The sequence below is a fragment of the Microbacterium sp. LWO12-1.2 genome, assembly GCF_040675875.1.
GTDB lineage: Bacteria > Actinomycetota > Actinomycetes > Actinomycetales > Microbacteriaceae > Microbacterium.
The window spans coordinates 2,841,122-2,866,313 of sequence record NZ_JBEGII010000001.1; the positions used below are offsets into that span (position 1 = coordinate 2,841,122).

The window sequence follows — 25,192 nt, forward strand, 5'->3', positions numbered from 1 at the left end:
ACTCAGGCGCTGCGGTCAGGACCTTCCGCCGATGATTTCTCGACCAGGGCCTCGGCCGCCGCCACCTCGGCTGCGGGCACCTGCGCGCCCACGGACGCTCCGATCACGGCATCTGCCGCGGCATCCTCCGCCTCGCCGCTGACGACGACCGGGGTCGAGCCGGTGAGGGCGTCTTCCGCATCGATGTCAGTGGCCGCCTGCTCGAACTGCGACTGGTACAGGCGCCAGTAGGCCCCCTGCGCCGCGATGAGCTCGTCGTGCGTGCCCTTCTCGACGATGTCGCCGTGCTCCATCACCAGGATGAGGTCGGCATCGCGGATGGTCGACAGACGGTGCGCGATCACGAACGAGGTGCGGCCCTCGCGAAGAGCAGCCATCGCCTTCTGGAGCAGCAGCTCGGTGCGCGTATCGACCGCCGACGTGGCCTCATCGAGGATCAGGATCGACGGCTTCGCGACGAACGCCCGTGCGATGGTGATGAGCTGGCGCTCACCGGCCGACACGTTCGCAGCGTCCTCGTCGAGCACGGTGTCGTACCCCTCGGGGAGAGCGTGCACGAAGCGGTCGACGTAGGTCGCCGCGGCGGCCTCCTGGACCTCCTCATCGGTCGCGGTCGAGCGGCCGTAGCGGATGTTCTCGCGGATACTGCCGGCGAACAGCCACGGGTCCTGGAGCACCATGCCGGTACGCGACCGCAGCTCGTCGCGGGTCACCTCGGCGATGTCCTGCCCGTCGAGCATGATCCGTCCACCGCTGAGCTCGTAGAAACGCATGATCAGGTTGACCAGCGTGGTCTTGCCGGCACCGGTCGGGCCGACGATCGCGACGGTCTGACCGGGCTCCACCCGGAATGACAGATCCCGGATGAGCGGACGCTCCGGCGTGTACGAGAACGCGACGTTCTGGAACTCGATCACGCCCTTGCCCTCTGCCAGCTCGGGGGCATCGACGTCGTCGGCCTCCTGCTCGTCGGCGTCGAGCAACTGGAAGACCCGCTCGGCCGACGCGGTTCCGGACTGGACGACGGCAGCCATGCCACCCAGCTCGGACAGCGGCTGCGTGAACTGCTGCGAGTACTGGATGAAAGCCTGCACGTCACCGAGGCGCAGCTGCCCGTTCGCGACCATCAGACCGCCGAGCACCGCGATGCCCACGTAGCTGAGGTTTCCGACGAACATCATCGCCGGCATGATGATGCCGGACAGGAACTGCGCCTTGAAGCTCGCCTGGAACAGCTCTTCGTTCTCGTCCTGGAACTTCTCCAGCGCGTCCTTCTCACGACCGAAGACCTTCACCAGCGCGTGGCCGGAGAATGCCTCCTCGACGCGGGCGTTCAGTCGTCCGACCTTGCGCCATTGGCTGCCGAAGGCCTTCTGCGACCGCGGCCCGATGATGCCGAAGATCACACCCATGAGGGGCAGCGTGATGAGGGCGACGAGCGCCAGCTGCCACGAGATCGAGAACATCATCACGAGCACGCCGATCACGGTGAGCACCGAGGTGAGCGCACCCGAGAGCGACTGCTGCATCGTCTGCGTGATGTTGTCGATGTCGTTGGTCACCCGTGAGATCAGCTCACCGCGCTGCACCTTGTCGAAGTAGGCCAGAGGCAGGCGGTTGATCTTCGCCTCGACCGATTCGCGCAGCCTCCACATGGTGCGGACCATGATCACGTTGATCACGTAGCCCTGGATCCAGGTGAGGAACGCCGCAGCCACGTAGATGCTGAGGACGGCGGCGATGACCAGCCGCAGGGCGTCGAAGTCGATCCCCTGGCCGACCGTGAAGTCACCCAGCGCCCCGACCTGGTTCGCGAAGTCATCCTGTCCACCGGCCCGCAGGGCCTCGACGACGACATCCTGCGATGTGCCGGCCGGGAAGCCGGGGAAGCCGTCGCTCGGCTGCCCGAGCTGGATGGAGATGAACCCCTTGTAGACGAGGTTGGTCGCCTCGGCGAGCACCTTGGGCGCGGCGACGGTCAGCACGACGCCGATGGCGCCCAGGATCGACACGAAGACGAACCAGAGGGCCGACGGCTTCAGCAGCCCGATCATCCGGGCGAAGCTCGGACCGAAGTTGTCGGCCTTGCCCGGCGCGACGCTGTCCCAGTCGCCGGAGTTCTGACGCGCCTGCTCCGCGAGCTCGGCCTCGTACTTCTCCTCGGCGGTCAGCTCGGGTTCGATGGTCGCCACTCTGCCGCGGCCACGCTGCTTTCGGGTATCGGTCCCTGAGCCTGTCGAAGGGTTGCTCTGCTCGCTCATGCATCCACCCCCAGCTGCGACTCGACGATCTCGCGGTAGGTGTCGCTCGTCACGAGCAGCTCCTCGTGCGTGCCGACGCCGACCATGGTGCCGCCGTCGAGCACGACGATGCGATCGGCATCCGTGATCGTGGAGATGCGCTGCGCGACCACGATCTTCGTCACGTGCGGCAGCTCCCGCCACAGCGCCTGGCGCAACCGGGCATCCGTGGTCAGGTCGAGGGCCGAGAACGAGTCGTCGAAGACGAGGATCTGCGGCCTGTGCACGATCGCACGGGCGATCGCGAGGCGCTGGCGCTGACCGCCGGAGACGTTCGTCCCGCCCTGCGCGATACGTGATTCGAGCCCGTCAGGCATCTCCTCGACGAAGTCGCGGCCCTGTGCGATCTCGAGTGCCTGCCAGAGCTCTTCGTCCGTCGCCTCCTCGCGGCCGTAGCGCAGGTTGGACGCCACGGTGCCGGTGAACAGGAACGGGCGCTGGGGTACCAGGCCGATGCTGTCCCACAGCGCCTCGACGTCCGCCTCGCGCACATCGGTGCCGCCGACGTGCACTGCTCCGCCCGAGACGTCGAAGAGACGCGGGATGAGCGACACGAGGGTGGTCTTGCCCGAGCCGGTCGATCCGACGATCGCGACCGTCTCACCGGGCTGCGCGGCGAAGCTGATCCCGGTGAGCACCGGGGAGTCGGCTCCGGGGTACGTGAACTCGACGCCGTCGAGCGCCACGGATCCTGGCACGGGGAACTCGGTGACGCCGTTCTCCGGGCGGACGAGGGTCGACTCGGAGTCGAGCACCTCGCCGATGCGTTCGGCCGAGACCGCAGCGCGCGGGATCATCATCGCCATGAAGCTCGCCATGATGACGCCGCCCATGATCTGGCCGATGTACTGCATGAAGGCGAACAGCGTGCCCACCTGGACCGTGCCGTTGTTGACCTCGATGCCGCCGAACCAGATGACCGAGACGACGGTGACATTGAGGATGAGCATGAACAGCGGGAAGAGCAGCACGAACAGCGACCCGACCTTGCGCCCGACGTCCATGATGTCGGTGTTCGCGCCGCGGAAGCGCTCTTCCTCGATGCGCTCGCGCACGAAGGCGCGCACGACGCGGACGCCAGTGAGCTGCTCGCGCATGATGCGGTTGACGTTGTCGAGCTTGCCTTGGTAGGTGCGGAACAGGGGAACCATGCGCCCGATCACCAGAGCGGCGAGCAGCAGCAGCAGCGGCACCGAGACGGCGATGAGCCAACTCAGGCCTGCGTTGGTCTGGATGGCGAAGATGATGCCGCCGATCGCGAGCAGCGGTGCCGTGACGAGCATGGTCGCGCCCATCATGGCGAGCATCTGCACCTGCTGCACGTCGTTCGTGTTGCGGGTGATGAGCGAGCCGGCGCCGAACTGCGACACCTCACGCTCGGAGAAGCCGCTGACCTTGCCGAAGACATCGGCACGGATGTCACGGCCGGCGCCCATCGCTGCACGCGCCGCGAAGTAGGTCGCGGTGACCGAGGCGACGATCTGCCCCAGGGACACGGCGAGCATGAACAGACCCGTGCTCCAGATGTAGCCGGTGTCACCGAGGGCGACGCCCTTGTCGATGATGTCGGCGTTCAGGCGCGGAAGGTAGAGGGTCGCTGCCACACTCGCGAGCTGGAAGACCAGCACGGCGAGCAGCAGCCATCGGTATCGAGAGAGATAGCGGAGGAGGAGTTTTCCCAGCACAGGCGGACTTTCTAGGAAGGATGAATCGGCGGATTTCTCGGCTGACGGATGCCGACCGACAATCGGCCACAAGAAAGAGTGCCACGAAGCGCCGACATTCGTATCCCCCTATCGGGGGACCTTCGCTGACAGCGAACCATTCTCCGGTGCGGCCAGAGGTTTCTGCACCCTGCCGAACAACCTGGCACCTCGCGCCGGAATCGCGCCCGCATTCGACGACAGATGCCATCTCCCTCAGCATCCTCCGGCCCGAGGGCGACTCCGCGGCGACTCAGAAGAGCGGATGCCGTGGCACGTAGTTCCGCGCGTCCGCACCCGCGTCCGGCCCCAGCTCGGCGAGCGTCGCGGGCTGCCAGCGGGGGTTGCGGTCCTTGTCGACCAGCTGCGCGCGGATTCCTTCGACGAGGTCGGGGTGCTCGTTCACGAACCAGAGCACGCGGCGGTACTCCCCCTCCAGCGCAGCGCGGAGGCCCGATGCCGCGCGCGCCTCGCGCACCGCGTCGAGCGTCACCACGAGGCCGGTCGGAGCGAGCCCTTCGAGCAGGTCGGCGATGGCAGCGGCATCCGTGGTGCCCTGCGCGTGGAGTCGTTCGACGATCTCCTCCACGGTCGGCGCCGAGAAGGCTTCGTCGATCGCGGGGCGCAGGCCGGGCAGAGTCGACGGTTCCGGGGTCTCATCGAACAGCAGCACGATCTCGCTGGGACCGGTGGGGTCGGCACGGAAGGCGAGAGCCTCCCGGAGGGCATCGAGTCGGTCGGACGGCACGACATGGTCCGCGAAACCGAGGTACACGGCATCCGCTCCGTTCATGGTCTGACCGGTGAGGCCGAAGTACTCCCCGAACCGGCCGGGTGCCCGACCGAGCAACCAGGTACCGCCGACGTCCGGCGTGAAGCCGATACGGGTCTCCGGCATCGCCAGCTTCGATCGTTCGGTGACGATGCGGATCGCCGCGTGTCCGGCGAGTCCGATGCCGCCGCCCATCGTGATGCCGTCGGCGAGGGCGACGACCGGCTTGGGGTACTCGGCGATCAGTGCGTTGAGCGCGTACTCGGCGCGGAAGAACTCCGCCGTCTCCTCCGCGCGTCCACCCACGATCTGGGCATGCAGTGCGCGCACGTCCCCGCCCGCGCACATGCCGCGCTCGCCCTCTCCGTCGATCAGGACGATCTGCACATCGGTGTCGTCGCGCCAGGCGTGGAGGGTCCGGGTGAGGATCTCGATCATGCCGAGATCGAGGGCGTTGATCGCCTCAGGGCGGTTGAGCGTGAGTCGGCCAAGGGCTCCTTCCGTGCGGACGAGGACACGGGGAGCAGGCGCGGATTCGGTCACGGGAGCCAGGCTACTCCGATCCCGCGACGCCGGAATCCGCATGAAATACGCGATCCGACCGCTTTTCCGGCAGGATAGAGGGAAGTGCCCAATGCAAGGAGAGGTCGCGGATGCCCGACGGACAGGTGCTCGAGTTCACACATGTGACGAAGCGCTTCAATGAGGTGACCGCCGTCTCGGACCTCTCTGCCCGTGTCGAGCCCGGTGCAGTCACTGCTTTCCTCGGCCCTAATGGGGCCGGTAAGACCACGACGCTGCGCATCCTGCTCGGTCAGGTGCGAGCCACATCCGGCACCGCCACGATCGGGGGAACGCCGTTCGCGGAGCTCCGCCAGCCGCTGCGCACCATCGGCTCCGTGCTCGAGGAGACGGCCTACCGCCCTCGTCGCACGGCCAGTCGGCAGCTGACGATCGCCGCGAAGGCGAACGGCATCCCGCTGGCGCGCGTCGATGAGGTCCTCGCGCTGGTCGGGCTCGACGGCGAAGGCGATTCGCGCATCGGCGGCTTCTCGCTCGGCATGCGTCAGCGGCTGAGCGTCGCGCACGCACTGCTCGGAGACCCCGGTGCGCTCGTCTTCGACGAACCGGCGAACGGTCTCGATCCCGAAGGGATCCGGTGGATGCGTCTGCTGATGCGCCGCCTGGCGGATGAGGGCCGTACCGTCCTCGTCTCCTCGCATGTGCTCAGCGAGGTCGAGCAGGTCGCCGACAACGTCCTCGTGCTCTCGAAGGGCCAACTGGTGCTCTCCAGCGGCATCGAGAAGCTCGCCGACCCCACGGCCGGCTCGGTCGTGGTGGATGCCGTGGACCGCGCCGCGCTCACAACTGCACTCTCGACCGCAGGCTTCGACGTGGAGGTGCTGCGCTCCGGCCTCACCGTGCGCGGAGGAGACGCAGGCACCGTCGGCGCCGTCGCCGCTGAGGCCGGCATCGCTTTGAGCACGCTCGTGCAGCGCGGTCCGACACTGGAAGACGTGTTCATCGAGCTGGTCCGCGGCGGCAAGCTCGAGGCGCGCGCTTCGGCCGCTGCGTCGCAGCTCGCACTCGCACCGACCTTCGCAGTGGCGCCCGATGCCGATTCCTCTGCAGAGGCCGAGTCGGCGGATGCCGAAGCTGCGGATGCCAGCGACACCGTGGACACCGGCGGAGACGCGGACGTGGATGCCGGGGATGCCACTCTGATCGCTGAGATCGCCGCGGTCTCGGCCGTGTCGGCCGCAGTGTCGGAGACGGCTCCTGCGGATCCTGCTGCGGCCGCGGCGATCGCCGCAGGCGGCGATCCTGCGCACGACGAGCAGCACGACGAGCAGGCGTTCTCCGACGAGGACGCGATCGCTGTCGCAGCCGTGGAAGAGGTCGCGGAGAGCATCCGTGCGTCGGAGGGCGCGCAGCGCTCGCCCGTCGAGCTCGACGCCGATGCCGACACCATCGAGGAGAACGCGTTCGCGCAGATCGCCGTCGATGAGGCCGTCGCCGCTGACGAGGCCCTCGCCGAGTCGGACGAGGCTCCGTCCGACTCCGCCGCCCCCTCATTCGACGAGATCCTGTTCGGCACGGCGGCTCCCGCCTCTGCTGCATCGACGCCGTCCGACGCGGACGACGAGCCCGTGCACGACGTCAGCCAGATCTTCGCCGACCGCGATGATGACGCGAGCAGCTCCGACCAGGAACACGCTGCGGTCGAGAACCACGAGGAGCCGACTCCGACCCCCGTCGATGCCCCCGTGGCCTCCGACGAGGACTCCGCTGACGAGGACGCGGCAGACGGGGACTCCGAGGGGATCGAGATCTTCGCCGACCTCCACGGTGAGAACGAGTCGGAGTCCGAGGATGCGGCAGACGAGGACTCCACGTCCGACGGCGCGGCTCCTGTGGGCGAGCAGTCCGATGAGGACCCCCGCTCCGCTGCGGTGAGCTCGATGCTCGCCGCCGCGGCCCGCGCCTACTACGAGGACGAGCCGAAAGACTATCCGCTCGGCGCCGAGACATCTGAGGCGTCCGACGCCGAGCAGCCAGGCGCCTCCGAGGAGCCGACCTCGTGGAGCGTCGCATCGACCGGCGTCATCGACACCGTGCCCGCCGCGGCACCCGTCGAGCAGGATGAGGACGGTGCCCCGGCATCCGACGAGCATCACCACGACGGTGAGCACCACGAGGGCGAGCACCACGAGGGCGAGCACCACCACGACGGCGAGCATCGTCAGGACTGACGCACACTCCGCTCAGACAGGGAAGAAGCCCTCCGCGACCTTTCGGTTGCGGAGGGCTTCTCCGTGTCATCTGGCCTGTCAGGCGGGCCGAGGGCGGATGACCGGACGACGGCTGCCCTTCGACACGGGAGTCGGCGCTGTCGCCACGATCTCCTCGACATCGGCCGCCTCGGTCGAGACCTCGAGACGCAGGGCCTGTGTGAGCGAGAGCCCGTGACGGGTCGTGAGGATCAGGCGCCGGTACTGCGCGTCTCCGTCCAGGTCGATCACGACGCTCGGCCGGCGGCGACGGATCAGCACGAAATCGAGGCTGCCAGCGGCCTTCCAGCTTCCGGCCGCGAGGACCCCTGGGATGTGCGTGCCGGGATTCGGCACGCCTCGCAGCCAGGTCCACGCATCGTCGGTCAGCTGCACCTTGGTGATGGTCTCGCGTGCGATCCGGAGATTCTCGCGGTGGAAGGTCGCGGCACGCTCGATCGGCGAGAGCACGACCTCCAGTTGCGTCTGATCCAACAGCAACGTCACCATGACTCCAGTCTGCCAGCGCGGTGCTGCCAGTTGTCTGGAAGTTGCTCACAGGAACGCAACGATCCATTGTCGGAACCCACCATCCGGAAGGCGCACCCGCCGACCTCACCTGTGGATAACTTCCTCCGAGTGTCGTACATATGTTCTAGGCTAGCAGCATGTCAGAGACCCCCACCGACCACGTCGAACAGCGCGCGGCGCTGCTCGACGCGTGGGTGGAGAAGCGTCGACAGATCGCCATACTCGAATCCGAAGCAGCCGAGCTGCTCGTCGATCGACTGCACCTGGGCGACGCCGACACGCGTGAGAACCCCTACCACCGCGACATGATCCACCGGTCGATGGTCGCCGAGTACTCCGCTGCCGGCCACGTCTCGCAGGGCAGCATCGAGTACGCGTTCTCGGACGCCGCCTTCCTCGACTCCGATCACCCCGCTGCGCGCGAGTCCTTCCGTCAGGGCGCGATCACGGCCGCGCATGTGCGTGAGATCGTCCGCGCCGGTGCGATCGTGCGGGAGGCCGTCCGCGAGGGGAGAACGGAAGCCGGGGCGCTGGGCCTCTACGACGCCGCAGCGGTGCTCGTCGCCGAGCAGGACACTCCGGCGCGCACCCGCGCCCTGGTGCGCCAGATCGCTGCAGCGCTGGCCGGCGAGACGCTGGTCGGCCGGCATCGCCGCGCCTCTGCCGAGAGAAGCGTCACGATGCGTTCCGTCGACGATGGACTCGCGTTGATCACGGTCGTGCTCCCCGAACACCTGGCCGCCGCGATCATGGACCGGCTCACGCGCCTCGCACGTCAGGTGATCGCCGCGCGCGACGACGTCGAATCAGTTCCCCACCACGACGTGCTCGCCCCCGACGACCTCGACTCCGGAGAGAACCCGATCTTCCCCGAAGACCTCGACTGGAGTGATCCGAGCATCGACGAGTGGGCAATCTTCGGCGAACGAGACACCTTCACCACCGACCCGCTCCCCGAGCCCGGTCCTGTCGTGGTCCCGGCCGATACGCGGACGATGGACCAGGTGCGCACGGATCTGCTGACCGACCTGCTGCTCGCGTCCGACCCCACTGAGGCAGCCGGCGGGGGCATCGATCAGATCCAGGCGCACATCCAGGTGACGGTCGCCGCCACGACCCTCACCGGAGCCGATGACCGCCCTGCCGAGCTCGACGGCTTCGGCCCGATCGATCCCGACATCGCCCGCGACCTCGCCGGGCGCAATGGGGGCTGGTCCCGTCTCTTCCTCGATCCGACCGGGATGGTCACCGAGACCGACACGTACAGTCCGACCGAAGGCATGCGTCGGTTCCTGCGGGCTCGCGACCAGCACTGCCGCTTCCCCGGGTGCCGTATGCCGGTGCACCGCTGCCAGATCGATCACAACCACGACCACGCGCGAGGCGGGTGCACCAGCTTGTCCAACCTCAGTCACTTCTGCACCGGGCACCACGTGCTGAAACATCCCGATATCGACGAGCGCCATCGATGGACCGCGCGACAGCTTCCCGACCGGAGCCTCGATTGGGTCAGTCCGCTCGGTCGGCACTACAGCGATGCGCCGCCGCGCCGGGTGATGTTCGTCTGAGGGCGGTCAGGCCCGAGCAGCTGCCGCCGCCTCGGCCGCGACCGGAAGTGCGGCCTCGATGCGCTGCAGTTCCTCCTCGCCGTGTGCAGCGGTGAGGAACCAGGCCTCGAAGACGCTCGGCGGAAGCGCGATGCCCTGCTCGCGCAGCGAGTGGAAGAACGGGGCGTAGCGGAACGACTCCTGCGCCTGGGCCTCTGCGTAGTCGCGCGGGGCGGAAGCGCGGAACGACGCATTGAACAGGTTCCCGGCCTTCGCGACCGCGTGGGTGACGCCGGCACCGGCGAGAGCGGCGTCGAGCGCGGTGGAGACCCTGTCAGCAGCGGCGTCGACCGTGGCGTAGACCTCGGGCGTCGCCAGACGCAGCGTCGCCAGCCCCGCCGCGACCGAGAGCGGGTTCCCCGACAGCGTTCCAGCCTGGTAGACCGGCCCCAGCGGGGCGAGCAGGTCCATGACCTCGGCACGCCCTCCGAGCGCGGCCAGCGGCATCCCTCCGCCGACGACCTTGCCGAAGGTGACGATGTCGGGAAGATACTCCTCCCCCGCGGCAGCCTGCAGGCCCCAGAAACCGGCGGGATGCACCCGGAAGCCGGTGAGCACCTCGTCGAGGATCATCAGGGCCCCGTGCGCGTGGGCGGTGTCGGCGATCAGGCGGTTGAAGCCGGGCAGCGGAGCGACCACGCCCATGTTCGCCGCAGACGCCTCCACGATGACCGCCGCGATGCGAGGGCCATGCTCGGCGAAGACCGCCGCGAGAGCGTCCGGGTCGTTGTAGCCGATCACGAGCGTCTGCGCGGCGATCGGTGCGGGCACTCCGGCCGAGCCGGGCAGCGCCAGCGTCGCGACACCGGAGCCGGCCTCTGCGAGGAGCCCGTCCGAGTGCCCGTGATAGTGCCCGGCGAACTTCACCAGCAGGTCTCTGCCCGTGGCACCGCGCGCCAGGCGGATCGCCGTCATCGTCGCCTCGGTGCCTGTCGACACCAGGCGCACGCGCTCGATCGGACGCGTCTCGCCGAAGCGCACGCGCTCCGCGATCACGGCGGCGAGTTCGACCTCGCCCTCCGTGGGCGCACCGAAGGAGAGACCGCGGGTCGCCGCCTCCTGCACGGCGGCGACGACCTCGGGGTGCGCGTGACCGAGGAGCGCAGGACCCCACGAGGCGACGAGGTCGATGTACTCGTTGCCGGCGGCATCCGTGACGGTCGCGCCCTTCGCGGAGGCGAGGAAGCGGGGGGTGCCGCCGACCGACCCGTAGGCGCGCACCGGGGAGTTCACTCCGCCGGGGATCACCGCGCGGGCGGCAGAGAACAGGTCGTCATTGCGATCGGTCATGATGATGCTCCGAAGAAGAGAGAGATACGGCTCAGGCGCGCAGCCAGCGGGCGGCCTCGGTCGCCCAGTAGGTCAGCACCGCGTCGGCACCGGCACGGCGGATCGACAGCAGCGACTCCAGGATGGCGGCACGGCGATCGATCCAGCCGTTCGCGGCGGCGGCCTCGATCATGGCGTATTCGCCGGACACCTGGTATGCCCAGACCGGAATACTGACGGTGTCGCGCACTTCGCGCAGCACGTCGAGGAAGGCCATGGCGGGCTTCACCATCACGATGTCGGCGCCCTCGGCCTCGTCGACGACGGCCTCGCGCACGCCCTCGCGGCGGTTGCCCGGGTCGAGCTGATACGTGCGGCGGTCGCCGGTGAGCTGGGAGTCGACGGCCTCACGGAACGGTCCGTAGAAGGCGCTGGCGTACTTCGCGGCGTAGGCGAGGATCAGGGTCTGCGTGAAGCCCTCCGCGTCGAGCGCGGCGCGGATGACGGCGACCTGGCCGTCCATCATGCCCGACAGCCCGAGCAGCTGGGACCCGGCGCGTGCCTGCGCGAGAGCCATCGACGTGTACCGCTCGAGCGTCGCATCGTTGTCGACGGACCCGTCGGCAGCAAGCACGCCGCAGTGGCCGTGGTCGGTGAACTCGTCGAGACACAGGTCGGTCTGCACGACGAGGGCATCGCCGACCTCCGCCGCCAGCGCCTCGGTCGCCACGTTCAGGATCCCGTGGGGGTCGTCCGCGCCCGAACCGCGGGCGTCGCGCACCGCGGGAACGCCGAACAGCATCACACCGCCCACACCGGCTTCGGCGGCCTCGACCGCCGCCGCGCGCAGCGAGTCCAGCGAGTGCTGGGCGACGCCGGGCATGGATCCGATCGCGACCGGCTCGCTGAGCCCCTCACGCACGAACATCGGCAGCACGAGCTGTCGCGGCTGCAGCGAGGTCTCGCGAACGAGATCGCGCACCGCCGGCGACTGGCGCAGGCGCCTCAGCCGGACTTCGGGGAAGCTCACGGTGCGAACTCGTCTGCCGCGTGCGGAAGCGTGAAGTGCGACACGGCATCGATCAGCGCGTCGACCGTCTGACGATCGGCGACGACCGAGACCGGGAGGCCGGCCCTCTGGGCGTCACGCGCCGTACGAGGGCCGATCGCAGCGAGCAGCGTCTCATCGGGGATCTCGGGGAACTGCTCACGCACCTGCTCCGCGACCGAACCACTCGTGATGAGGATCGCGTTGATGCGACCGTTCTCGACATCGCGCTTGATGCGGTCGGTCACCGGAACACCGACCGTGCGGTAGGCGACGACACTGTGCACATCGTGCCCGGCCTCCGACAGCAACCGGCTCAGCACGGGCTTCGCGATCTCGCTGCGCAGCGCCAGGATGCGCCGGGGCTCGGACTCGAGCGCGATGAGCTGCTCCGCCATACCTTCAGCGGAGTTGTCCTGTGCCGGCACCAGGGCCACTTCGTAGCCGACGGCCTGGAGCGCCGCGGCGGTCGTCTCTCCGACTGCCGCGATACGAGTCGACGGCGGCACTGCCGCGCGGTGCGCGAACAGCACGTCGACCGTGGTCGCGCTCGTGATGGTCAGCCAGTCGAACTCGCCCGCAGCCAACTGCTCCAGGGCGACGTCGAGCGCCGCCTGGTCGGTCGTGGGCGCGAAGTTGATCAACGGCGCGACGACGGGGGTCGCTCCCTGCGCTCGCAGGCTGGCGGCCACGCCGTCGCCCCACGGCCCTCCGCGGGGCACGAGGATGCGCCAGCCGTCCAGTGGTCGGTCCTGCTTCATATCGGATGTCATGAGGAAAGATGCTCTCGGGAGACGAGGTCGGCCGCCCCTTGATCGAGCAACCGACGGGCAACAGTCAACCCGAGCTCGCGCGCTGCGTGCATCGGGCCTGCACCATCGGCAGCATCCGCTCCATTGCCACTGCCGTTCCGACGAATATACTCCCCGTTCAGGTCTTCCGTGACGTCGAGGCCGATCCGACGGTCTCCTTCGGCCGAGTAGACGACGGTCCTGACCCGCACGGACGACCCTTCGACCACGGCGTGAGCGGCCATCGGCGCCTGGCATCCGGCGTCGAGGCCTTCCAGGATCGCGCGCTCGACCGTGACGGCCAGACGAGTCGGGCCGTGGTCGAGAGCAGCGAGCGCGGCGAGCAGTTCGGCCGGAGCGTCCTGCGTCGTCTCCACGGCGAGCGAGCCCTGACCGGGGGCGGTCGGCCACTCGGCGAGACCGAGCTCCTCGCGACGCAGCGGCGAGTTCGCATCGAGCCGCGACAGCCCGGCGGCGGCGAGGACGACGGCATCCAGCTCGCCGGATGTGACGCGCGCCAGACGGGAGTCGACGTTGCCGCGGATGTCGACGACCTCCGCGTGCGGGGCACGCCTGTGCACCTGGGCGATCCGGCGCGGTGCGCCCGTCCCGACGGTGCTGCCGGAGCGGAGGGCATGCAGCGGGGTGCCGTCGCGCGTGAGCACGACATCCCGCGCATCCTCACGCTCCGGAGTCGCCGCGATCACGAGACCAGCGGGGATCGCCGTCGGCAGATCCTTGAGCGAATGGACGAGGAAGTCGCACTCGCCCGAAAGGAGCGCCTCGCGCAGCCGCGTGGCGAAGATGCCCTGGCCGCCGATCTCGGACAGCGACGCCCGATTCGTGTCGCCCTCCGAAGTGATCGGCACGAGCTCGACCGGACGCCCTGTGACTTTCTCGAGCGCCGTCGCGACATGACCGGACTGCGCCTGCGCGAGTGCGCTGCGCCGGGTACCCAAACGGATCGGAGTCGTCATCGCGCGGCCTTACTGCAGCACGTCCGCGATCTCGTCGAAACGGAGCCTGCGCCCGGTGTAGAAGGGCAGCTCCTCCTTCACGTACAGACGCGCGTCGGTGTACCGCAGGTCGCGCATGAGGTCGACGAGCTCGGTCACGTCATCCGCCTCGAGGGGCAGGATCCACTCGTAGTCGCCGAGCGCGAACGCCGCGACGGTGTTCGCGATGACACCCGTGAACGCGGCCCCCTTGCGCCCGTGGTCGGCGAGCATCTTGCGCCGCTCCTCCTCCGGCGCCAGGTACCACTCCGGCGTGCGCACGAACGGGTACAGGCAGAGCCAGTCCTTGGGCTCGATGCCGCGCAGGAAGCCGGGCACATGCGAACGGTTGAACTCGGCGTCGCGGTGCACGCCCATCACGTTCCACACCGGCAGCAGCGAACGGAGCAGCTCGGTGCGGCGGAGGCGACGCAGCGCCCGCTGGAGCTCCTCCGCGGTGTCGCCGTGCAGCCACACCATGAGGTCGGCATCGGCCTTGAGGCCGGAGACGTCGTAGAAGCCGCGCACGGTCACGCCCGAGTCCTCGACGTAGGAGACGATCGTCTCCAGCTCTGTCGAGTCGGACTCCGTGACGGCCACATCGGGATTACGTCGCCAGACCGCCCAGAGGGTGAAGCCGGACGGGTTCTCTTCGCGCACTTCGGACATGACCCCAGTCTGCCCTCTTTGTCGAGCGCCCGCGAACGCGAGGTCAGCGGGAGAGGGCGCGAGCGATCACCCAGACCGCACCGCCCACCACGGCGGCGATTCCCACGGCGGCCGCGACGGCCCCGATCGGGTTGCGATCCGCGAAGACGCGCGCCTTGGCCACCGCCCTGGACGACGCCTTCTCGACGCGACGAGGGATGTTGCCCTTGACCTCGATGGCAGCGAGAGCGGCCTTCAGCTCGGCGCGCGCCGAGGCGACGGGGTCGACGATCCCTGCGGGGACGACCGTGCGAGAGAGGTTGTCAGATACGGTCATCGCCGGCGTCCTTCACGAGTCGGATGTCCTCGGCCACCGCCTGGGCGGGGTTCTGCCTGGCGAGGACCTTGCGGAACTTCAGGATGCCGAGCAGAGCGAACAGCAGCACGGCGAGGATCAGGATGCCGAACACGGCGATCGCCGACAGCCACACGGGCCACCATGACGAGAGGCCGGCGATCGCGAACACGAGCACGACCGGCACCGCCCAGAACAGGAAGAACAGGGCGACCAGGAACCAGACCGAACCGATACCGGCGTCCTTGGCCGTCCGTGAGACCCACGCCTTCGCCGCATCGATCTCGGCCTTGACGAGGTTCGTGACGAGTTCGGGGAGGTCGCCGAGGAGGGTCAGCAGACCGTCGTCGGCCCGATCCCGGTATCCGCGAGGCATCTCAGGCGCCGGCCTTCTTGGTGGTCGCACTCCGGGCGGCCGTGCTCTTCGATGCCGTGGTCTTCGACGCCGTGGTCTTGGAAGCCGTGGTCTTGGCGGCGGGCTTCTTCGCGGCGGGCTTCTTGGCCGCCGTCTTCGCCGCGTCCTTGGCGGCGTCGACAGCATCCTCGGCGGCGTCGGCCACCTCGGCGGCCGCGTCCTTGCTCTTCGCGATCGCGGAGTCGAGCTTCTGACCAGGAGTGCCGTTGCCCTGCACCGACTTGACGATCTTCACCGCACCGCTCCAGATGGCACCGGGCACAGCCGCAGCCTTGTCGCCGAGGAAGCTCTTCGCCTGCTCAACGCGCTCCTGCACGGGATCCAGCTCCCACACCTTGAGCCACTGTGTCTTGATCTGTTCGTAACGCTCACGTCCGGCACGTGTGCCGAGCACGTAACCCACGCCGAGTCCGACGACGAGTCCGATCTTCCCCTTCATGGGGTCTCCTCACGTTGTTCCGGTCGAGCCGCAGGCTTCGCTCCCCGTCGGCCAGGTACCCAGCGTAACCCCGTATGCCGATTTCGGCATCTAAACGTCAGGGGGTTGACAGTCGGAGCCGTTTCAATCCCAGAGCAGCGCGCGGCGAAGTCGATCCGCTTCGGCCACGGCATCCGGCACGACCTGCGCGAGCCCTGTGCCCGCCAACCAGGCGCCGACGACAGCCAGCCCCGGCGTCTTCTGCACGGCGGACCGCGCTGCCGACCGCCTCTCACCCGAGCCGATGATCGACGCGGGCTGCGACTGGATGTAGCGGGAGCGCTCGGCGGCGATGAGGGACGAGGCAGGAAGCGGCACGCCCAGCAGCGCAGAGGCTTCGCTCAACGCCAGGGCTGCGGCAGCATCGTCATCGAGCGCGGCGGTCGCCGCCGGCTCTCCCTGCGCGCCGAATGACACGCGCACGACATGGCGGGTCCCCGCGGCCTCGCGCACCCAGGCCCACTTGGCGGTGGAGTGTGTGAGCGCCTTCGCGGTGTGACTGCCCGGCACCGTGAGCACTCCGGTGCCGCGCGGCACCGCGTCGAGCGCGGGGGCGTCGAGCAGCAGGGTCACCAGCTCGATCTGCGGCGCCTCGGCCGCGTCAGCGGTGGCGAGCGCAGGAACGGTCTCGGCGAGCAGGGCCCGGGCGACGGACTCCTCGGTCGCGACGATCACCGCGTCGGCGAGGAACTCGTTCTCGGGGGACTCGACGGAGGCATCGTCGGAGTCCGCCGGCGCGTCATCGTCGTCATCCGCAAGCTCAGCGGCGATCACTCGCCAGCCGCCTCCCTCGCGTGAGAGGCGCTCCACGGGGGTGCCGACACGCACATCGACTTCGAGGCGGGCGAGGTCTGCGACGAGGGCATCGATCAGCACCGTCATCCCTCCGACCAGCCCCTCGACGGCGGCGCCCGGAGCTTTCGCCGCACCGGCTGCGGCCGTGTCGCGCAGCGCCTGCACGGCGCCGGACAGGGAGCCCACCCTGGTGAGCGCGGCGTTGAGCCCGGGGGCCGCGACATCGACGTCGACGTCGTCGGGCGATGCCGAGTAGACCCCGGTCGTGACGGGAGCCACGAGGCGGTCGCGCACCTTCGCGCCCATGCGCGACGCCACCAGCTTTCCGAGGCTGAGCTGGTGCCCGATGGTCAGCGGCGGTCGCACGCGGTCCACATAGGCGCGCCAGGCGCCGGACCAGCCGATGATGCGGCGCACGTCGTCCTGGAACGGGTTCGCGGGGATGCCGAGCAGGCCACCGACCGGCAAGGGTGCCGCACCGACACCGGGGATGCCGGCCAGCCACGCCGGCCCCGCCGCGGGTGCGACGATGCGCTCGGTGAGGCCGAGCTCCTCCAACAGTGCCCGCACATGGCCGCCACGGGTCGCGAAGCTCTCCGCTCCGGCGTCGAGCGAGATGCCATCGAGTTCGGTACGGCGGATCGCTCCGCCGACGGCATCCGCGGCCTCCAGCAGCGTCACCCGCATGCCGACCTTGGCGCACTCACGCGCGGCCAGCAGACCTCCGATGCCCCCGCCGATCACGACGATGCGCGTCTCGGCGGCGCGGGCGGCGAGCACGGCGGGCGCGGGCGCCTCAGGCATCCGCGTGCACCAGCTCGACGATGCGGGTCAGCTGATCGGGGTCGGTCTCCGGCGGGACGCCGTGGCCGAGGTTGAGGATGTGCGCCCTGGCCGAGCGGCCCCGGGCCAGCACGTCGCGCACGTGCGCCTCGAGCACCGGCCACGGCGCCGACAGCAGCGCCGGGTCGATGTTCCCCTGCACCGTCGTGTCGGGGCCGAGGATGGCGGCGGCCTCGTCGAGCGGCTGACGCCAGTCGACGCCGACACCGTCGACCGCGCCGTCGAGACGCATGTCGGCGATGAACGGTCCTGTTCCCACGCCGAAGTGGATCTTGGGGATGTCGATGCCCTCGAGCGCGGCGCGGGAATGGGGAGCCACGAACGCGCGGTAGTCGGCCGGGTTGAGCGAGCCGGCCCACGAGTCGAAGAGCTGCACGGCGGATGCTCCGGCGTCGCTCTGGGCGACCAGGAAGGCCCGAGAGATCTGCGCGAGCCATCCGGCCAGCTTGTTCCAGGATGCGGGGTCCGCGTGCATCATGGCCCGCGCGCGCAGGTGCTCCTTGGAAGGACCACCCTCGACGAGGTACGCAGCCAGCGTGAAGGGCGCACCGGCGAAGCCGATGAGCGGGGTGTCGCCGAGCTCGGCCGTCACCAGACGCACCGCCTCGGCGATCGCGGTCGAGTCCAGCGACGCGGGGTCGATCGCGGTGATCCGGTCCACGTCGGCGACACTGCGCACCGGGTTCGCGAACACCGGGCCGCGACCGGGCTCGATCTCGACCTCGACACCCGCGAGACGCAGCGGGATCACGATGTCGCTGAAGAACACCGCGGCGTCCACGCCGTGCCGGCGCACCGGCTGCAGCGTGATCTCGGCCGCGAGCTCCGGGGTGAGGCAGGCGTCCAGCATCCGTGTGCCGACGCGCAGCTCGCGGTACTCCGGCAGCGACCGACCCGCCTGACGCATGAACCAGACCGGGGTCTGGGCCGGGCGGTCACCGGCGAGGGCGCGCAAGAGAGGAGCATCGGAGAGGGCCATGCCTCCATCCTCCCATCCGGCTTCTATGAGTGTGCGGAGATGCGCGGCGGAGGCTCGGGTAGGATTGTCTGGTGCTGCTGTGTGTCACGGCGAGTCACAAGACCGCCACATTCGATCTGCTCGAACGCCTGAGCCGCACCCCCGACGGCGTCGCCCCCACTCTCGTGGAGATGGCTCCGTGCGTGCAGGGTGCGGTCGTTCTCGCGACGTGCAATCGGTTCGAGGCGTACGTGGAAATGGACGAACCGGTCACTGCGGCCGGCGCGATCGGCGTCGAGGCCGTGCTGGAAGCGGTCGAAGCCGTCACCGGCGTCCCGGCCGCCGAACTCGACGGCGCCTACACCGTGCACTCCGGCCGTCGCGTGGCAGAGCACCTGTTCTCCGTCGCCTCCGGGCTCGAGTCCGTCGTCTCCGGCGAGGGCGAGATCGCCGGCCAGGTGCGTCGCGCACTGAAGTCGGCCCGCAAGGAGGGCACTACCTCCCCCGAGCTCGAGCGACTGTTCCAGCGCGCCAGCCAGGCGCAGCGCAAGGTCAAGAACGTCACCGCCCTCGGCCGCGCCGGCCGCTCGCTGGTGCGTCTCGCGCTCGAACTCGCCGACAGCCGCATCGCCGACTGGTCCGCCGAGCGCGTTCTACTGGTGGGCACCGGAGCGTATGCGGCCGTCACCCTTGCGACTCTCCGCGAGCGCGGCGCCGTGAACATCTCGGTGTACTCGCCCTCCGGACGTGCAGAGATCTTCGCCGCGAAGCACGGCATCCGTCCTGTCTCGGCGGATGACTACGCCCGCACCGCGGCGCGGTCGAGCCTGCTGATCACCTGCACCACCGCGACAGAGCCGGTCCTCGGACCAGAGCAGCTCCAGGCGCCGACGGGTCCCGCGGCGATCGGATGCCCGGTCGGTGCGCACAACCAGCTCGTCGTCGACCTCGGCATGCCGCGCAACGTCGACCCCGCCGTCGCCACGCTCGAGGGCGTCGCGCTGCTCGACCTCGAGACCATCCGCCTGCACGCGCCGCTCGAGGAGCTCCAGGCGACCGATGCCGCCCGCAGCGTCGTGCGCGAGGCCGCGGACACCTTCCACGTGGTGGGTGAGCGCCAGAGCGTGACCCCGGCCGTCGTCGCACTGCGGTCGCACGTCTTCTCGCTGCTCGAATCCGAGATCGATCGTGCCCGCGCACGGGGCGACGAGGACGGACGCGTCGAGCAGGCGCTGCGCCACCTCTCCGCCGTGCTGCTGCACACCCCCACGACCCGCGCGCACGAACTGGCCGCCGCCGGTCGCGCCGACGAATTCACCGCCGCACTCGGCGCCCTGTACGGCATCGTGCCAGTGGCTGACGCCGCGGCCGACGGCGCCACCCCCGCCTCGGCCTGACACCTGGCATCGGACGCCGCACGCTGGTGACGCGGGTGGCACACTGGAGGCATGGCCCTTCACATCACCGGAGACACCGCCGCTGACGCCCTGCTCACCGACAACCCGCTGGCGCTGCTGGTCGGGATGCTGCTGGACCAGCAGGTCCCCATGGAGACCGCCTTCGCTGGGCCTCTGAAGATCGAGCAGCGCACCGGCGCGACGGACGCCGCCGCGATCGCCGGCATGGCCCCGGACGAGTTCCTCGAGGCCTTCCGGCAGACCCCCGCCGTGCACCGGTTCCCCGGATCGATGGCCACCCGCGTGCAGACGCTGTGCCAGACGCTCGTCGACGATTGGGACGGTGATGCCGCCGCGCTCTGGACCAAGGGCGATCCCTCGGGTGCCGAGGTGCTGAAGCGCCTGAAGGCCCTGCCCGGATTCGGCGAGCAGAAGGCCAAGATCTTTCTCGCGCTGCTGGGCAAGCAGTACGGATTCACCGGCGAGGGCTGGCGCGAGGCCGCCGGCGCATACGGCGAGGAGGGCTCGTTCCGTTCGGTCGCCGACATCGTCTCCCCCGAGTCGCTCACGCAGGTGCGCGAGCACAAGAAGGCGATGAAGGCCGCGGCCAAGAAGGGCTGAGCATGGAGAAGACGGGTCAGGACGTCCAGGAGTACCTCGCTGCCGTGACGCCCACGCGCCGGAGGGACGATGCGCTGGTCGTGCTCGACATCATGCGCGAGATCACCGGCCGCGAGGCGGAGATGTGGTCGAGCGGAATCGTCGGTTTCGGCACCTGCCACTACCGCTACCCCACCGGCACCGAGGGCCTCACCGGCATCCTCGGGTTCGCTCCGCGCAAGGCCTCACTCACGGTGTACGTCTTCGAAGGCTTCGACACCCATCGCGAGGCGCTCGCGCAGCTCGGCCCGCACACCACGAGCGTCTCGTGCCTTTACATCAAGGACCTGTCGAAGATCGATCTCGACATCCTGCGAGGGATCCTGCAGCACTCCTATGAGTGGATGCTGGCGGGCGGCTCCGACTACGCCGCCCTCACGATCATCGACTGAGGGGTCCGGCTGCCCCCGCAGCTTTTGCGGCCTCACGCACGTTCTGCGGCCTGACCACCAGGATGTGGCCGCAGAACGTGCAGAGGGCCGCAGAACGTGCGCGGATACAGCTTCCGGACGCGTGCTCAGGCGCCGCGCAGGCGCTCCGCGAGGTAGGCGTGCAGGTCGTCGATCGAGACGCGCTCCTGCGCCATGGTGTCGCGGTCGCGCACCGTGACGGCCCGGTCTTCGAGAGAGTCGAAGTCGACCGTGACGCAGAACGGGGTGCCGATCTCGTCCTGACGACGGTAGCGGCGACCGATCGCGCCCGCATCGTCGAAGTCGACGGCCCAGGAGGCACGCAGCGTGTCGGCGACCTCACGGGCGAGCGGCGACAGCTTCTCGTTGCGCGACAGCGGGAGCACAGCGGCCTTCACCGGCGCGAGGCGCGGATCGAGCTTGAGCACCGTGCGCACGTCCGTGCCGCCCTTGGCGTTGGGCACCTGCTCCTCGACGTAGGCGTCGACGAGGAACGCCATCATGGCGCGCGTGAGGCCGAACGACGGCTCGATCACATACGGCGTGTAGCGCTCGCCCGTGGCCTGGTCGAAGTAGGTCAGGCTCTGGCCAGACGCCTCGCTGTGGCTGGAGAGGTCGTAGTCGGTGCGGTTGGCGACACCCATGAGCTCGCCCCACTCCTTGCCCGCGAAGCCGAACTTGTACTCGACGTCGATCGTGCCGGCCGAGTAGTGCGCGCGGTCGTCTTCCGGCACGTCGAACTGGCGCATGTTCTCGGGGTCGATGCCCAGATCGATGAACCAGTTCCAGCAGGCCTCGACCCAGTGCTCGAACCACTCCTGCGCATCGGCGGGAGGTGTGAAGAACTCGATCTCCATCTGCTCGAACTCGCGGGTGCGGAAGATGAAGTTGCCGGGGGTGATCTCGTTGCGGAACGCCTTGCCGACCTGGCCGATGCCGAACGGCGGCTTCTTGCGGCTGGCGGTGAGCACGTTCGAGAAGTTCACGAAGATGCCCTGCGCGGTCTCGGGGCGCAGGAAGTACAGGCCGGACTCGTCGTCCACCACGCCGAGGTACGTCTTCACCAGACCGGAGAACGCCTTGGGCTCGGTGTACTGCCCCTTGGTGCCGCAGTTCGGGCAGGGGATGTCGGCGAGGCCGTTCTCGGCCTTGCGGCCCTTGCGCGCCTCGAAGTCCTCGATCAGGTTGTCGGCGCGGAAGCGCTTGTGGCACTGCAGGCACTCGACCAGCGGGTCGGTGAAGGTCGCGACGTGACCCGACGCCTCCCACACGCGCTTGGGCAGGATGATGCTGGAGTCCAGGCCGACCATGTCACCACGGCCGCGCACGAACGTCTGCCACCACTGCCGGCGGATGTTCTCCTTGAGCTCCGTGCCGAGAGGGCCGTAGTCCCAGGCCGACCGGGAACCGCCGTAGATCTCACCCGCTTGGAACACGAACCCGCGGTGGCGGGCGAGGGCGATGACCTTGTCGAGGCGGGACTGTTCGGCCATGGTGGCTCCAATGGTCGGATGCGGGAGGGACCCGTGAACACGGGCGTCTCCATTCTATCCGGGGTCGACCTGGGCCTCCGGGCCCGCCGAAGAGTACCTTCGAGGCATGAGCGCAGCGCAGCCCACCCGTCCGACCCGCGACGAGGACACCCGCTTCTTCGGCCAGCCGTGGTCTCTGGTGCACATCTTCGGGGTGGAGATGTGGGAGCGGTTCAGCTTCTACGGCATGCAGGGCATCCTGCTGATCTACCTGTACTACTCCACGACTCAAGGCGGACTGGGCATCCCCGAGGCGGTCGCGGGTGGCATCGTCGGTGCGTACGGCGGGTCCGTGTACCTCTCGACGATCCTCGGCGCCTGGCTCGCCGACCGGCTCTTCGGTTCGGAGCGTGTGCTGTTCGTGAGCGCGGTCGTGATCGTCGCCGGACACATCGCCCTCGCGCTCCTGCCCGGCCTCCTCGGCGTGGGCGTGGGTCTCGTGCTGGTCGCGCTCGGCTCCGGCGGACTCAAGGCCAACGCCACGTCCGTGGTCGGCACGCTCTACGCCCCCGACGACCCCCGCCGCGATGCGGGCTTCTCGCTCTTCTACCTCGGCATCAACCTCGGCGCGTTCCTCGGACCGATCCTCACCGGCATTCTGCAGTCCACGCTGGGCTTCCACTACGGCTTCGGCCTCGCCGCGATCGGCATGACGCTGGGTCTCGTGCAGTACTCATTCGGCCGCAAGGCCCTGCCGGAGTCCGCCAGGGCGGTGCCGAACCCGCTGCCCTCCGCCCGCTACCCGCTGGTGATCGGCATCGCCGTCGCGGCGATCGTGCTCGTGGCCGTGCTCGTGCTCACCGGTGTCATCCGCGACGACAACCTCGCCGTCATCGTGATCGGGCTGACCGTGATCGCCAGCATCGCGTACTTCGCGGTGATCCTGAGCAGCCGACGTGTCGACAGCACCGAACGCTCGCGCGTGTGGGGATTCCTGCCGCTGTTCGTGACCAGTGTCGCCTTCTGGTCGCTGTACCAGCAGCAGTTCACAGTGCTCACCGTCTATTCCGACAAGCGGCTGGATCGGATGCTGTTCGGCATCGAGATCCCGGTCTCGACCGTGCAGTCCATCAACCCGGTCTTCATCATCATCCTGTCCGGCGTCTTCGCCGCGGTATGGACCCGGCTGGGCAGCCGTCAGCCGTCGACACCGACGAAGTTCGGCATCAGTGCGATCGTGATGGGCTGCGCGTTCCTGTTGTTCCTGCCCTTCGCGAACGGGGGGGAGAACTCGACTCCGCTGCTCGCGATCGTCGGCATCCTCTTCGTGTTCACGGTCGCCGAGCTGCTGCTCTCACCGGTCGGCCTCTCCGTCGCCACCAAGCTCGCGCCTGCGGCGTTCCGCACGCAGATGGTGGCGCTGTTCTTCCTGTCGATCGCCCTCGGCACGGCGATCTCGGGCTGGCTCGTGCAGTTCTACGACCCGAAGAACGAGGTGCCCTACTTCTCGACTCTGGGCGCGATCGCGATCCTGGTCGGCATCGGGCTGCTGCTCTCGGTCAAGCCCGTGCTGCGACTCATGAAGGGCGTGCGCTGAGGGGACTTCGTGCTGCCGCCGCGCTGACCTGCGCGAGGCGCGATCAGGCGGTGAAGAGGTAGCCGCGCTCCACGTCGAAGCCCGCGATGCGCAGGCCGCGGCCGAGCCGCTCCTCCATCTCGGCGCGCAGACGCGTGCGCCATTCGTGGGCAGCGGCCGCATCGGTTTCGCGCAGCGACTCGATGTCTGACGGGATCTCGAGGGTCTCGACCACGAGGTCAGCCGCCGGGGGCTTGGCGATGTCGGCGAGCGCCCACTCGACGTCGAGACGGTCGCTCTCGTCGCCCGCGTCGCCGCCGCCGAAGATGCCGTACACGTTCACGGCGTACCCCGTCACGCGCGCGCCGAGCACGGTGAGGAAGAAGTGCGCGTTGCGGGCCACGAGCGGGTCGAACGTCCAGGTGATGCGACCGACGTCGCGCGAGAACGCCCATTGGCGCTGGTGCTCCTTGAGCTCGCGCCCCCAGCCGCGCCCGCGGTACTCGGGGATCAGCGCCGTGATGTGCGAGTGCATCGCCCGCTGCCCCGGTGCGCCGAAGAACGCAATCGAGGCGCCGACCATGCGCTCCTCGTCGCCCTCGCCGTCGAACAGTCCGACGACGTAGTTGCCGGATTGCTGCAGCGCGCGCAGGGTGCCGGCATCGATGACGCGCTCGGGGCCTCGGATGGAATCGAGGATGCCCTGGGCGTCGAGGATGAGTTCAACGGTGTCGAGATCACGGATGGTTCGCACGCGCCTAGTTTGCCCCTCCTTCGCCCGATCGCAGAATCGGGAACGCCGTTCCGCCCCCCTCGGCGAGCGCTGAGGCGACGATCTCGAGGAACTCGTTCATCATCGGGACAGGCATCTCGGGGAGCATGCCGTCCCAGTAGGAGAGCACAGCGCCGCGTCCCTGCATCATCCCGGCCGGCCGTGCGAAGGCCCAGAGGTGGAGGTGCGCTGAGCCGTCGTTGAAGCGGCTGAAATGGCAGCGCGCGACGCCGGGGATCCGCTTGACGGCTTCGGAGATCCGCTGCATGAGCGGGCCGAGCGCGGCGAGCACCTCGACGGGGGCGTCTTCCAGGAGCCAGTGCTCACGGGGCGAGATGGCCCCGATGAACGGCAGACCGCCCGGCTCCCACCCGGCCTGCACCTGCCAGAGATCGTCGTGCCAGATGGTGTGCTCGTCCACCGCGCACGCGCCGCAGTTCTCGGGATCGAGTTCACCTCTGCGCGGTCTCTCCGGCACGAGCATGGGTTCCAGGGGACGCATCACGACCGACTCGTACGCCCCGGCGGGTCCCTGGGTCATCCAGGCGCCGTCCGGTCGCGTGCCGTAGACGAGACGGCGATGGAAGGGGGTGTCGGCGGGGTGCTGCTCGAGGTCGGCGCTCATG

Annotated in this window: 23 protein-coding genes; 6 read left to right on the forward strand and 17 right to left on the reverse strand. The window is 69.1% G+C overall.

Features of this window, described 5'->3' with window-relative positions; all coding sequences use genetic code 11:
- Nucleotides 1-2: 2 nt before the first annotated feature.
- From MRBLWO12_RS13565 to MRBLWO12_RS13575, 3 genes are all read right to left on the reverse strand, one after another.
- Nucleotides 3-2,261, reverse strand: a complete 2,259-nt coding sequence (locus tag MRBLWO12_RS13565) for an ABC transporter ATP-binding protein (protein WP_363556302.1) — start codon at nucleotides 2,259-2,261, stop codon at nucleotides 3-5.
- Complete coding sequence (locus MRBLWO12_RS13570; protein ID WP_363556304.1) at nucleotides 2,258-3,985, reverse strand: ABC transporter ATP-binding protein; 1,728 nt, start codon at nucleotides 3,983-3,985, stop codon at nucleotides 2,258-2,260. Before MRBLWO12_RS13570 ends, MRBLWO12_RS13565 begins: the two co-directional genes overlap by 4 nt.
- A 271-nt stretch (nucleotides 3,986-4,256) precedes the next feature.
- Nucleotides 4,257-5,318 (reverse strand): enoyl-CoA hydratase/isomerase family protein, encoded by a 1,062-nt coding sequence (locus MRBLWO12_RS13575; RefSeq protein ID WP_363556306.1) that lies wholly within the window; start codon nucleotides 5,316-5,318, stop codon nucleotides 4,257-4,259.
- Between the two features lie 110 nt (nucleotides 5,319-5,428).
- Here MRBLWO12_RS13575 and MRBLWO12_RS13580 point away from each other — a divergent pair, with 110 nt between their 5' ends.
- The gene (locus tag MRBLWO12_RS13580) at nucleotides 5,429-7,528 is read left to right on the forward strand and encodes an ATP-binding cassette domain-containing protein (protein WP_363556308.1); all 2,100 of its coding nucleotides are present in this window, start codon (nucleotides 5,429-5,431) and stop codon (nucleotides 7,526-7,528) included.
- A gap of 78 nt (nucleotides 7,529-7,606) precedes the next feature.
- On the opposite strand, the gene MRBLWO12_RS13585 is transcribed toward MRBLWO12_RS13580, so the two are convergent.
- Nucleotides 7,607-8,056 (reverse strand): hypothetical protein, encoded by a 450-nt coding sequence (locus tag MRBLWO12_RS13585; protein WP_363556310.1) that lies wholly within the window; start codon nucleotides 8,054-8,056, stop codon nucleotides 7,607-7,609.
- Nucleotides 8,057-8,214: 158 nt separating this feature from the next.
- Here MRBLWO12_RS13585 and MRBLWO12_RS13590 point away from each other — a divergent pair, with 158 nt between their 5' ends.
- Nucleotides 8,215-9,645 (forward strand): HNH endonuclease signature motif containing protein, encoded by a 1,431-nt coding sequence (locus tag MRBLWO12_RS13590; RefSeq protein WP_363556312.1) that lies wholly within the window; start codon nucleotides 8,215-8,217, stop codon nucleotides 9,643-9,645.
- Between the two features lie 6 nt (nucleotides 9,646-9,651).
- Here the strand turns inward: MRBLWO12_RS13590 and hemL are convergent, their stop codons facing one another.
- From hemL to hemE, 10 genes are all read right to left on the reverse strand, one after another.
- Entirely contained in the window at nucleotides 9,652-10,974 is a 1,323-nt protein-coding gene (gene hemL, locus MRBLWO12_RS13595) for a glutamate-1-semialdehyde 2,1-aminomutase (protein WP_363556314.1), read from the reverse strand.
- A 31-nt stretch (nucleotides 10,975-11,005) separates the two neighbouring features.
- A complete protein-coding gene (hemB, locus tag MRBLWO12_RS13600; RefSeq protein WP_363556316.1) occupies nucleotides 11,006-11,983 on the reverse strand; it encodes a porphobilinogen synthase in 978 nt (325 codons plus the stop codon).
- On the reverse strand, nucleotides 11,980-12,774 hold the full coding sequence (locus MRBLWO12_RS13605) for a uroporphyrinogen-III synthase (RefSeq protein ID WP_363556318.1): 795 nt from the start codon (nucleotides 12,772-12,774) through the stop codon (nucleotides 11,980-11,982). Before MRBLWO12_RS13605 ends, hemB begins: the two co-directional genes overlap by 4 nt.
- Nucleotides 12,771-13,769, reverse strand: a complete 999-nt coding sequence (hemC, locus tag MRBLWO12_RS13610; protein WP_363556320.1) for a hydroxymethylbilane synthase — start codon at nucleotides 13,767-13,769, stop codon at nucleotides 12,771-12,773. The genes MRBLWO12_RS13605 and hemC overlap by 4 nt, the downstream gene beginning before the upstream one ends.
- A gap of 9 nt (nucleotides 13,770-13,778) precedes the next feature.
- Entirely contained in the window at nucleotides 13,779-14,456 is a 678-nt protein-coding gene (gene hemQ / locus MRBLWO12_RS13615) for a hydrogen peroxide-dependent heme synthase (RefSeq protein WP_363556322.1), read from the reverse strand.
- Between the two features lie 43 nt (nucleotides 14,457-14,499).
- A complete protein-coding gene (locus MRBLWO12_RS13620; RefSeq protein ID WP_363556324.1) occupies nucleotides 14,500-14,772 on the reverse strand; it encodes a hypothetical protein in 273 nt (90 codons plus the stop codon).
- A complete protein-coding gene (locus tag MRBLWO12_RS13625; RefSeq protein ID WP_363556326.1) occupies nucleotides 14,759-15,166 on the reverse strand; it encodes a phage holin family protein in 408 nt (135 codons plus the stop codon). The genes MRBLWO12_RS13620 and MRBLWO12_RS13625 overlap by 14 nt, the downstream gene beginning before the upstream one ends.
- A gap of 1 nt (nucleotide 15,167) precedes the next feature.
- Nucleotides 15,168-15,644 carry a hypothetical protein gene (locus tag MRBLWO12_RS13630; RefSeq protein WP_363556328.1) on the reverse strand — a complete coding sequence of 159 codons (477 nt, stop codon included), beginning with the start codon at nucleotides 15,642-15,644 and terminating at the stop codon, nucleotides 15,168-15,170.
- Nucleotides 15,645-15,767: 123 nt separating this feature from the next.
- Nucleotides 15,768-17,282: a protoporphyrinogen/coproporphyrinogen oxidase gene (locus MRBLWO12_RS13635; protein WP_363556330.1), complete on the reverse strand. Its 1,515-nt coding sequence runs from the start codon at nucleotides 17,280-17,282 to the stop codon at nucleotides 15,768-15,770.
- A complete protein-coding gene (gene hemE, locus MRBLWO12_RS13640; RefSeq protein WP_363556332.1) occupies nucleotides 17,275-18,300 on the reverse strand; it encodes a uroporphyrinogen decarboxylase in 1,026 nt (341 codons plus the stop codon). The genes MRBLWO12_RS13635 and hemE overlap by 8 nt, the downstream gene beginning before the upstream one ends.
- Nucleotides 18,301-18,371: 71 nt before the next feature.
- Here hemE and MRBLWO12_RS13645 point away from each other — a divergent pair, with 71 nt between their 5' ends.
- Genes MRBLWO12_RS13645 through MRBLWO12_RS13655 form a run of 3 tightly spaced genes read left to right on the forward strand, consistent with a single transcriptional unit; the run spans nucleotide 18,372 to nucleotide 20,728 of the window.
- A complete protein-coding gene (locus MRBLWO12_RS13645) occupies nucleotides 18,372-19,676 on the forward strand; it encodes a glutamyl-tRNA reductase (RefSeq protein ID WP_363556334.1) in 1,305 nt (434 codons plus the stop codon).
- Between the two features lie 51 nt (nucleotides 19,677-19,727).
- Nucleotides 19,728-20,297 carry an HhH-GPD-type base excision DNA repair protein gene (locus MRBLWO12_RS13650; protein ID WP_363556336.1) on the forward strand — a complete coding sequence of 190 codons (570 nt, stop codon included), beginning with the start codon at nucleotides 19,728-19,730 and terminating at the stop codon, nucleotides 20,295-20,297.
- 2 nt (nucleotides 20,298-20,299) lie between these two features.
- Nucleotides 20,300-20,728: a DUF1801 domain-containing protein gene (locus tag MRBLWO12_RS13655; protein ID WP_363556338.1), complete on the forward strand. Its 429-nt coding sequence runs from the start codon at nucleotides 20,300-20,302 to the stop codon at nucleotides 20,726-20,728.
- A 125-nt stretch (nucleotides 20,729-20,853) separates the two neighbouring features.
- Here the strand turns inward: MRBLWO12_RS13655 and MRBLWO12_RS13660 are convergent, their stop codons facing one another.
- Entirely contained in the window at nucleotides 20,854-22,239 is a 1,386-nt protein-coding gene (locus MRBLWO12_RS13660) for a glycine--tRNA ligase (RefSeq protein ID WP_363556340.1), read from the reverse strand.
- Nucleotides 22,240-22,345: 106 nt separating this feature from the next.
- On the opposite strand from MRBLWO12_RS13660, the gene MRBLWO12_RS13665 reads away from it, so the two are divergent.
- A complete protein-coding gene (locus tag MRBLWO12_RS13665; RefSeq protein ID WP_363556342.1) occupies nucleotides 22,346-23,815 on the forward strand; it encodes a peptide MFS transporter in 1,470 nt (489 codons plus the stop codon).
- A gap of 43 nt (nucleotides 23,816-23,858) precedes the next feature.
- Here MRBLWO12_RS13665 and MRBLWO12_RS13670 read toward each other — a convergent pair whose 3' ends face one another.
- Nucleotides 23,859-24,548, reverse strand: a complete 690-nt coding sequence (locus MRBLWO12_RS13670; RefSeq protein WP_363556344.1) for a GNAT family N-acetyltransferase — start codon at nucleotides 24,546-24,548, stop codon at nucleotides 23,859-23,861.
- A gap of 4 nt (nucleotides 24,549-24,552) precedes the next feature.
- Nucleotides 24,553-25,191, reverse strand: coding sequence for a hypothetical protein (locus tag MRBLWO12_RS13675; RefSeq protein WP_363556346.1), 639 nt, complete (start codon nucleotides 25,189-25,191; stop codon nucleotides 24,553-24,555).
- Between the last annotated feature and the right edge of the window lies 1 nt (nucleotide 25,192).

What these genes read in the sequence shown, in the direction of transcription:
- hemC (WP_363556320.1), bottom strand. Translation starts at nt 13,769, where the DNA reads ATGACGACTCCGATCCGTTTGGGTACCCGGCGCAGCGCACTCGCGCAG.
- MRBLWO12_RS13665 (WP_363556342.1), top strand. Translation starts at nt 22,346, where the DNA reads ATGAGCGCAGCGCAGCCCACCCGTCCGACCCGCGACGAGGACACCCGC.
- MRBLWO12_RS13580 (WP_363556308.1), top strand. Translation starts at nt 5,429, where the DNA reads ATGCCCGACGGACAGGTGCTCGAGTTCACACATGTGACGAAGCGCTTC.
- MRBLWO12_RS13630 (WP_363556328.1), bottom strand. Translation starts at nt 15,644, where the DNA reads ATGAAGGGGAAGATCGGACTCGTCGTCGGACTCGGCGTGGGTTACGTG.
- MRBLWO12_RS13655 (WP_363556338.1), top strand. Translation starts at nt 20,300, where the DNA reads ATGGAGAAGACGGGTCAGGACGTCCAGGAGTACCTCGCTGCCGTGACG.
- MRBLWO12_RS13605 (WP_363556318.1), bottom strand. Translation starts at nt 12,774, where the DNA reads ATGACATCCGATATGAAGCAGGACCGACCACTGGACGGCTGGCGCATC.
- hemL (WP_363556314.1), bottom strand. Translation starts at nt 10,974, where the DNA reads ATGACCGATCGCAATGACGACCTGTTCTCTGCCGCCCGCGCGGTGATC.
- MRBLWO12_RS13675 (WP_363556346.1), bottom strand. Translation starts at nt 25,191, where the DNA reads ATGAGCGCCGACCTCGAGCAGCACCCCGCCGACACCCCCTTCCATCGC.
- hemQ (WP_363556322.1), bottom strand. Translation starts at nt 14,456, where the DNA reads ATGTCCGAAGTGCGCGAAGAGAACCCGTCCGGCTTCACCCTCTGGGCG.
- MRBLWO12_RS13565 (WP_363556302.1), bottom strand. Translation starts at nt 2,261, where the DNA reads ATGAGCGAGCAGAGCAACCCTTCGACAGGCTCAGGGACCGATACCCGA.
- MRBLWO12_RS13625 (WP_363556326.1), bottom strand. Translation starts at nt 15,166, where the DNA reads ATGCCTCGCGGATACCGGGATCGGGCCGACGACGGTCTGCTGACCCTC.
- MRBLWO12_RS13590 (WP_363556312.1), top strand. Translation starts at nt 8,215, where the DNA reads ATGTCAGAGACCCCCACCGACCACGTCGAACAGCGCGCGGCGCTGCTC.
- MRBLWO12_RS13620 (WP_363556324.1), bottom strand. Translation starts at nt 14,772, where the DNA reads ATGACCGTATCTGACAACCTCTCTCGCACGGTCGTCCCCGCAGGGATC.
- MRBLWO12_RS13660 (WP_363556340.1), bottom strand. Translation starts at nt 22,239, where the DNA reads ATGGCCGAACAGTCCCGCCTCGACAAGGTCATCGCCCTCGCCCGCCAC.
- MRBLWO12_RS13635 (WP_363556330.1), bottom strand. Translation starts at nt 17,282, where the DNA reads ATGCCTGAGGCGCCCGCGCCCGCCGTGCTCGCCGCCCGCGCCGCCGAG.
- MRBLWO12_RS13585 (WP_363556310.1), bottom strand. Translation starts at nt 8,056, where the DNA reads ATGGTGACGTTGCTGTTGGATCAGACGCAACTGGAGGTCGTGCTCTCG.
- hemE (WP_363556332.1), bottom strand. Translation starts at nt 18,300, where the DNA reads ATGGCCCTCTCCGATGCTCCTCTCTTGCGCGCCCTCGCCGGTGACCGC.
- MRBLWO12_RS13650 (WP_363556336.1), top strand. Translation starts at nt 19,728, where the DNA reads ATGGCCCTTCACATCACCGGAGACACCGCCGCTGACGCCCTGCTCACC.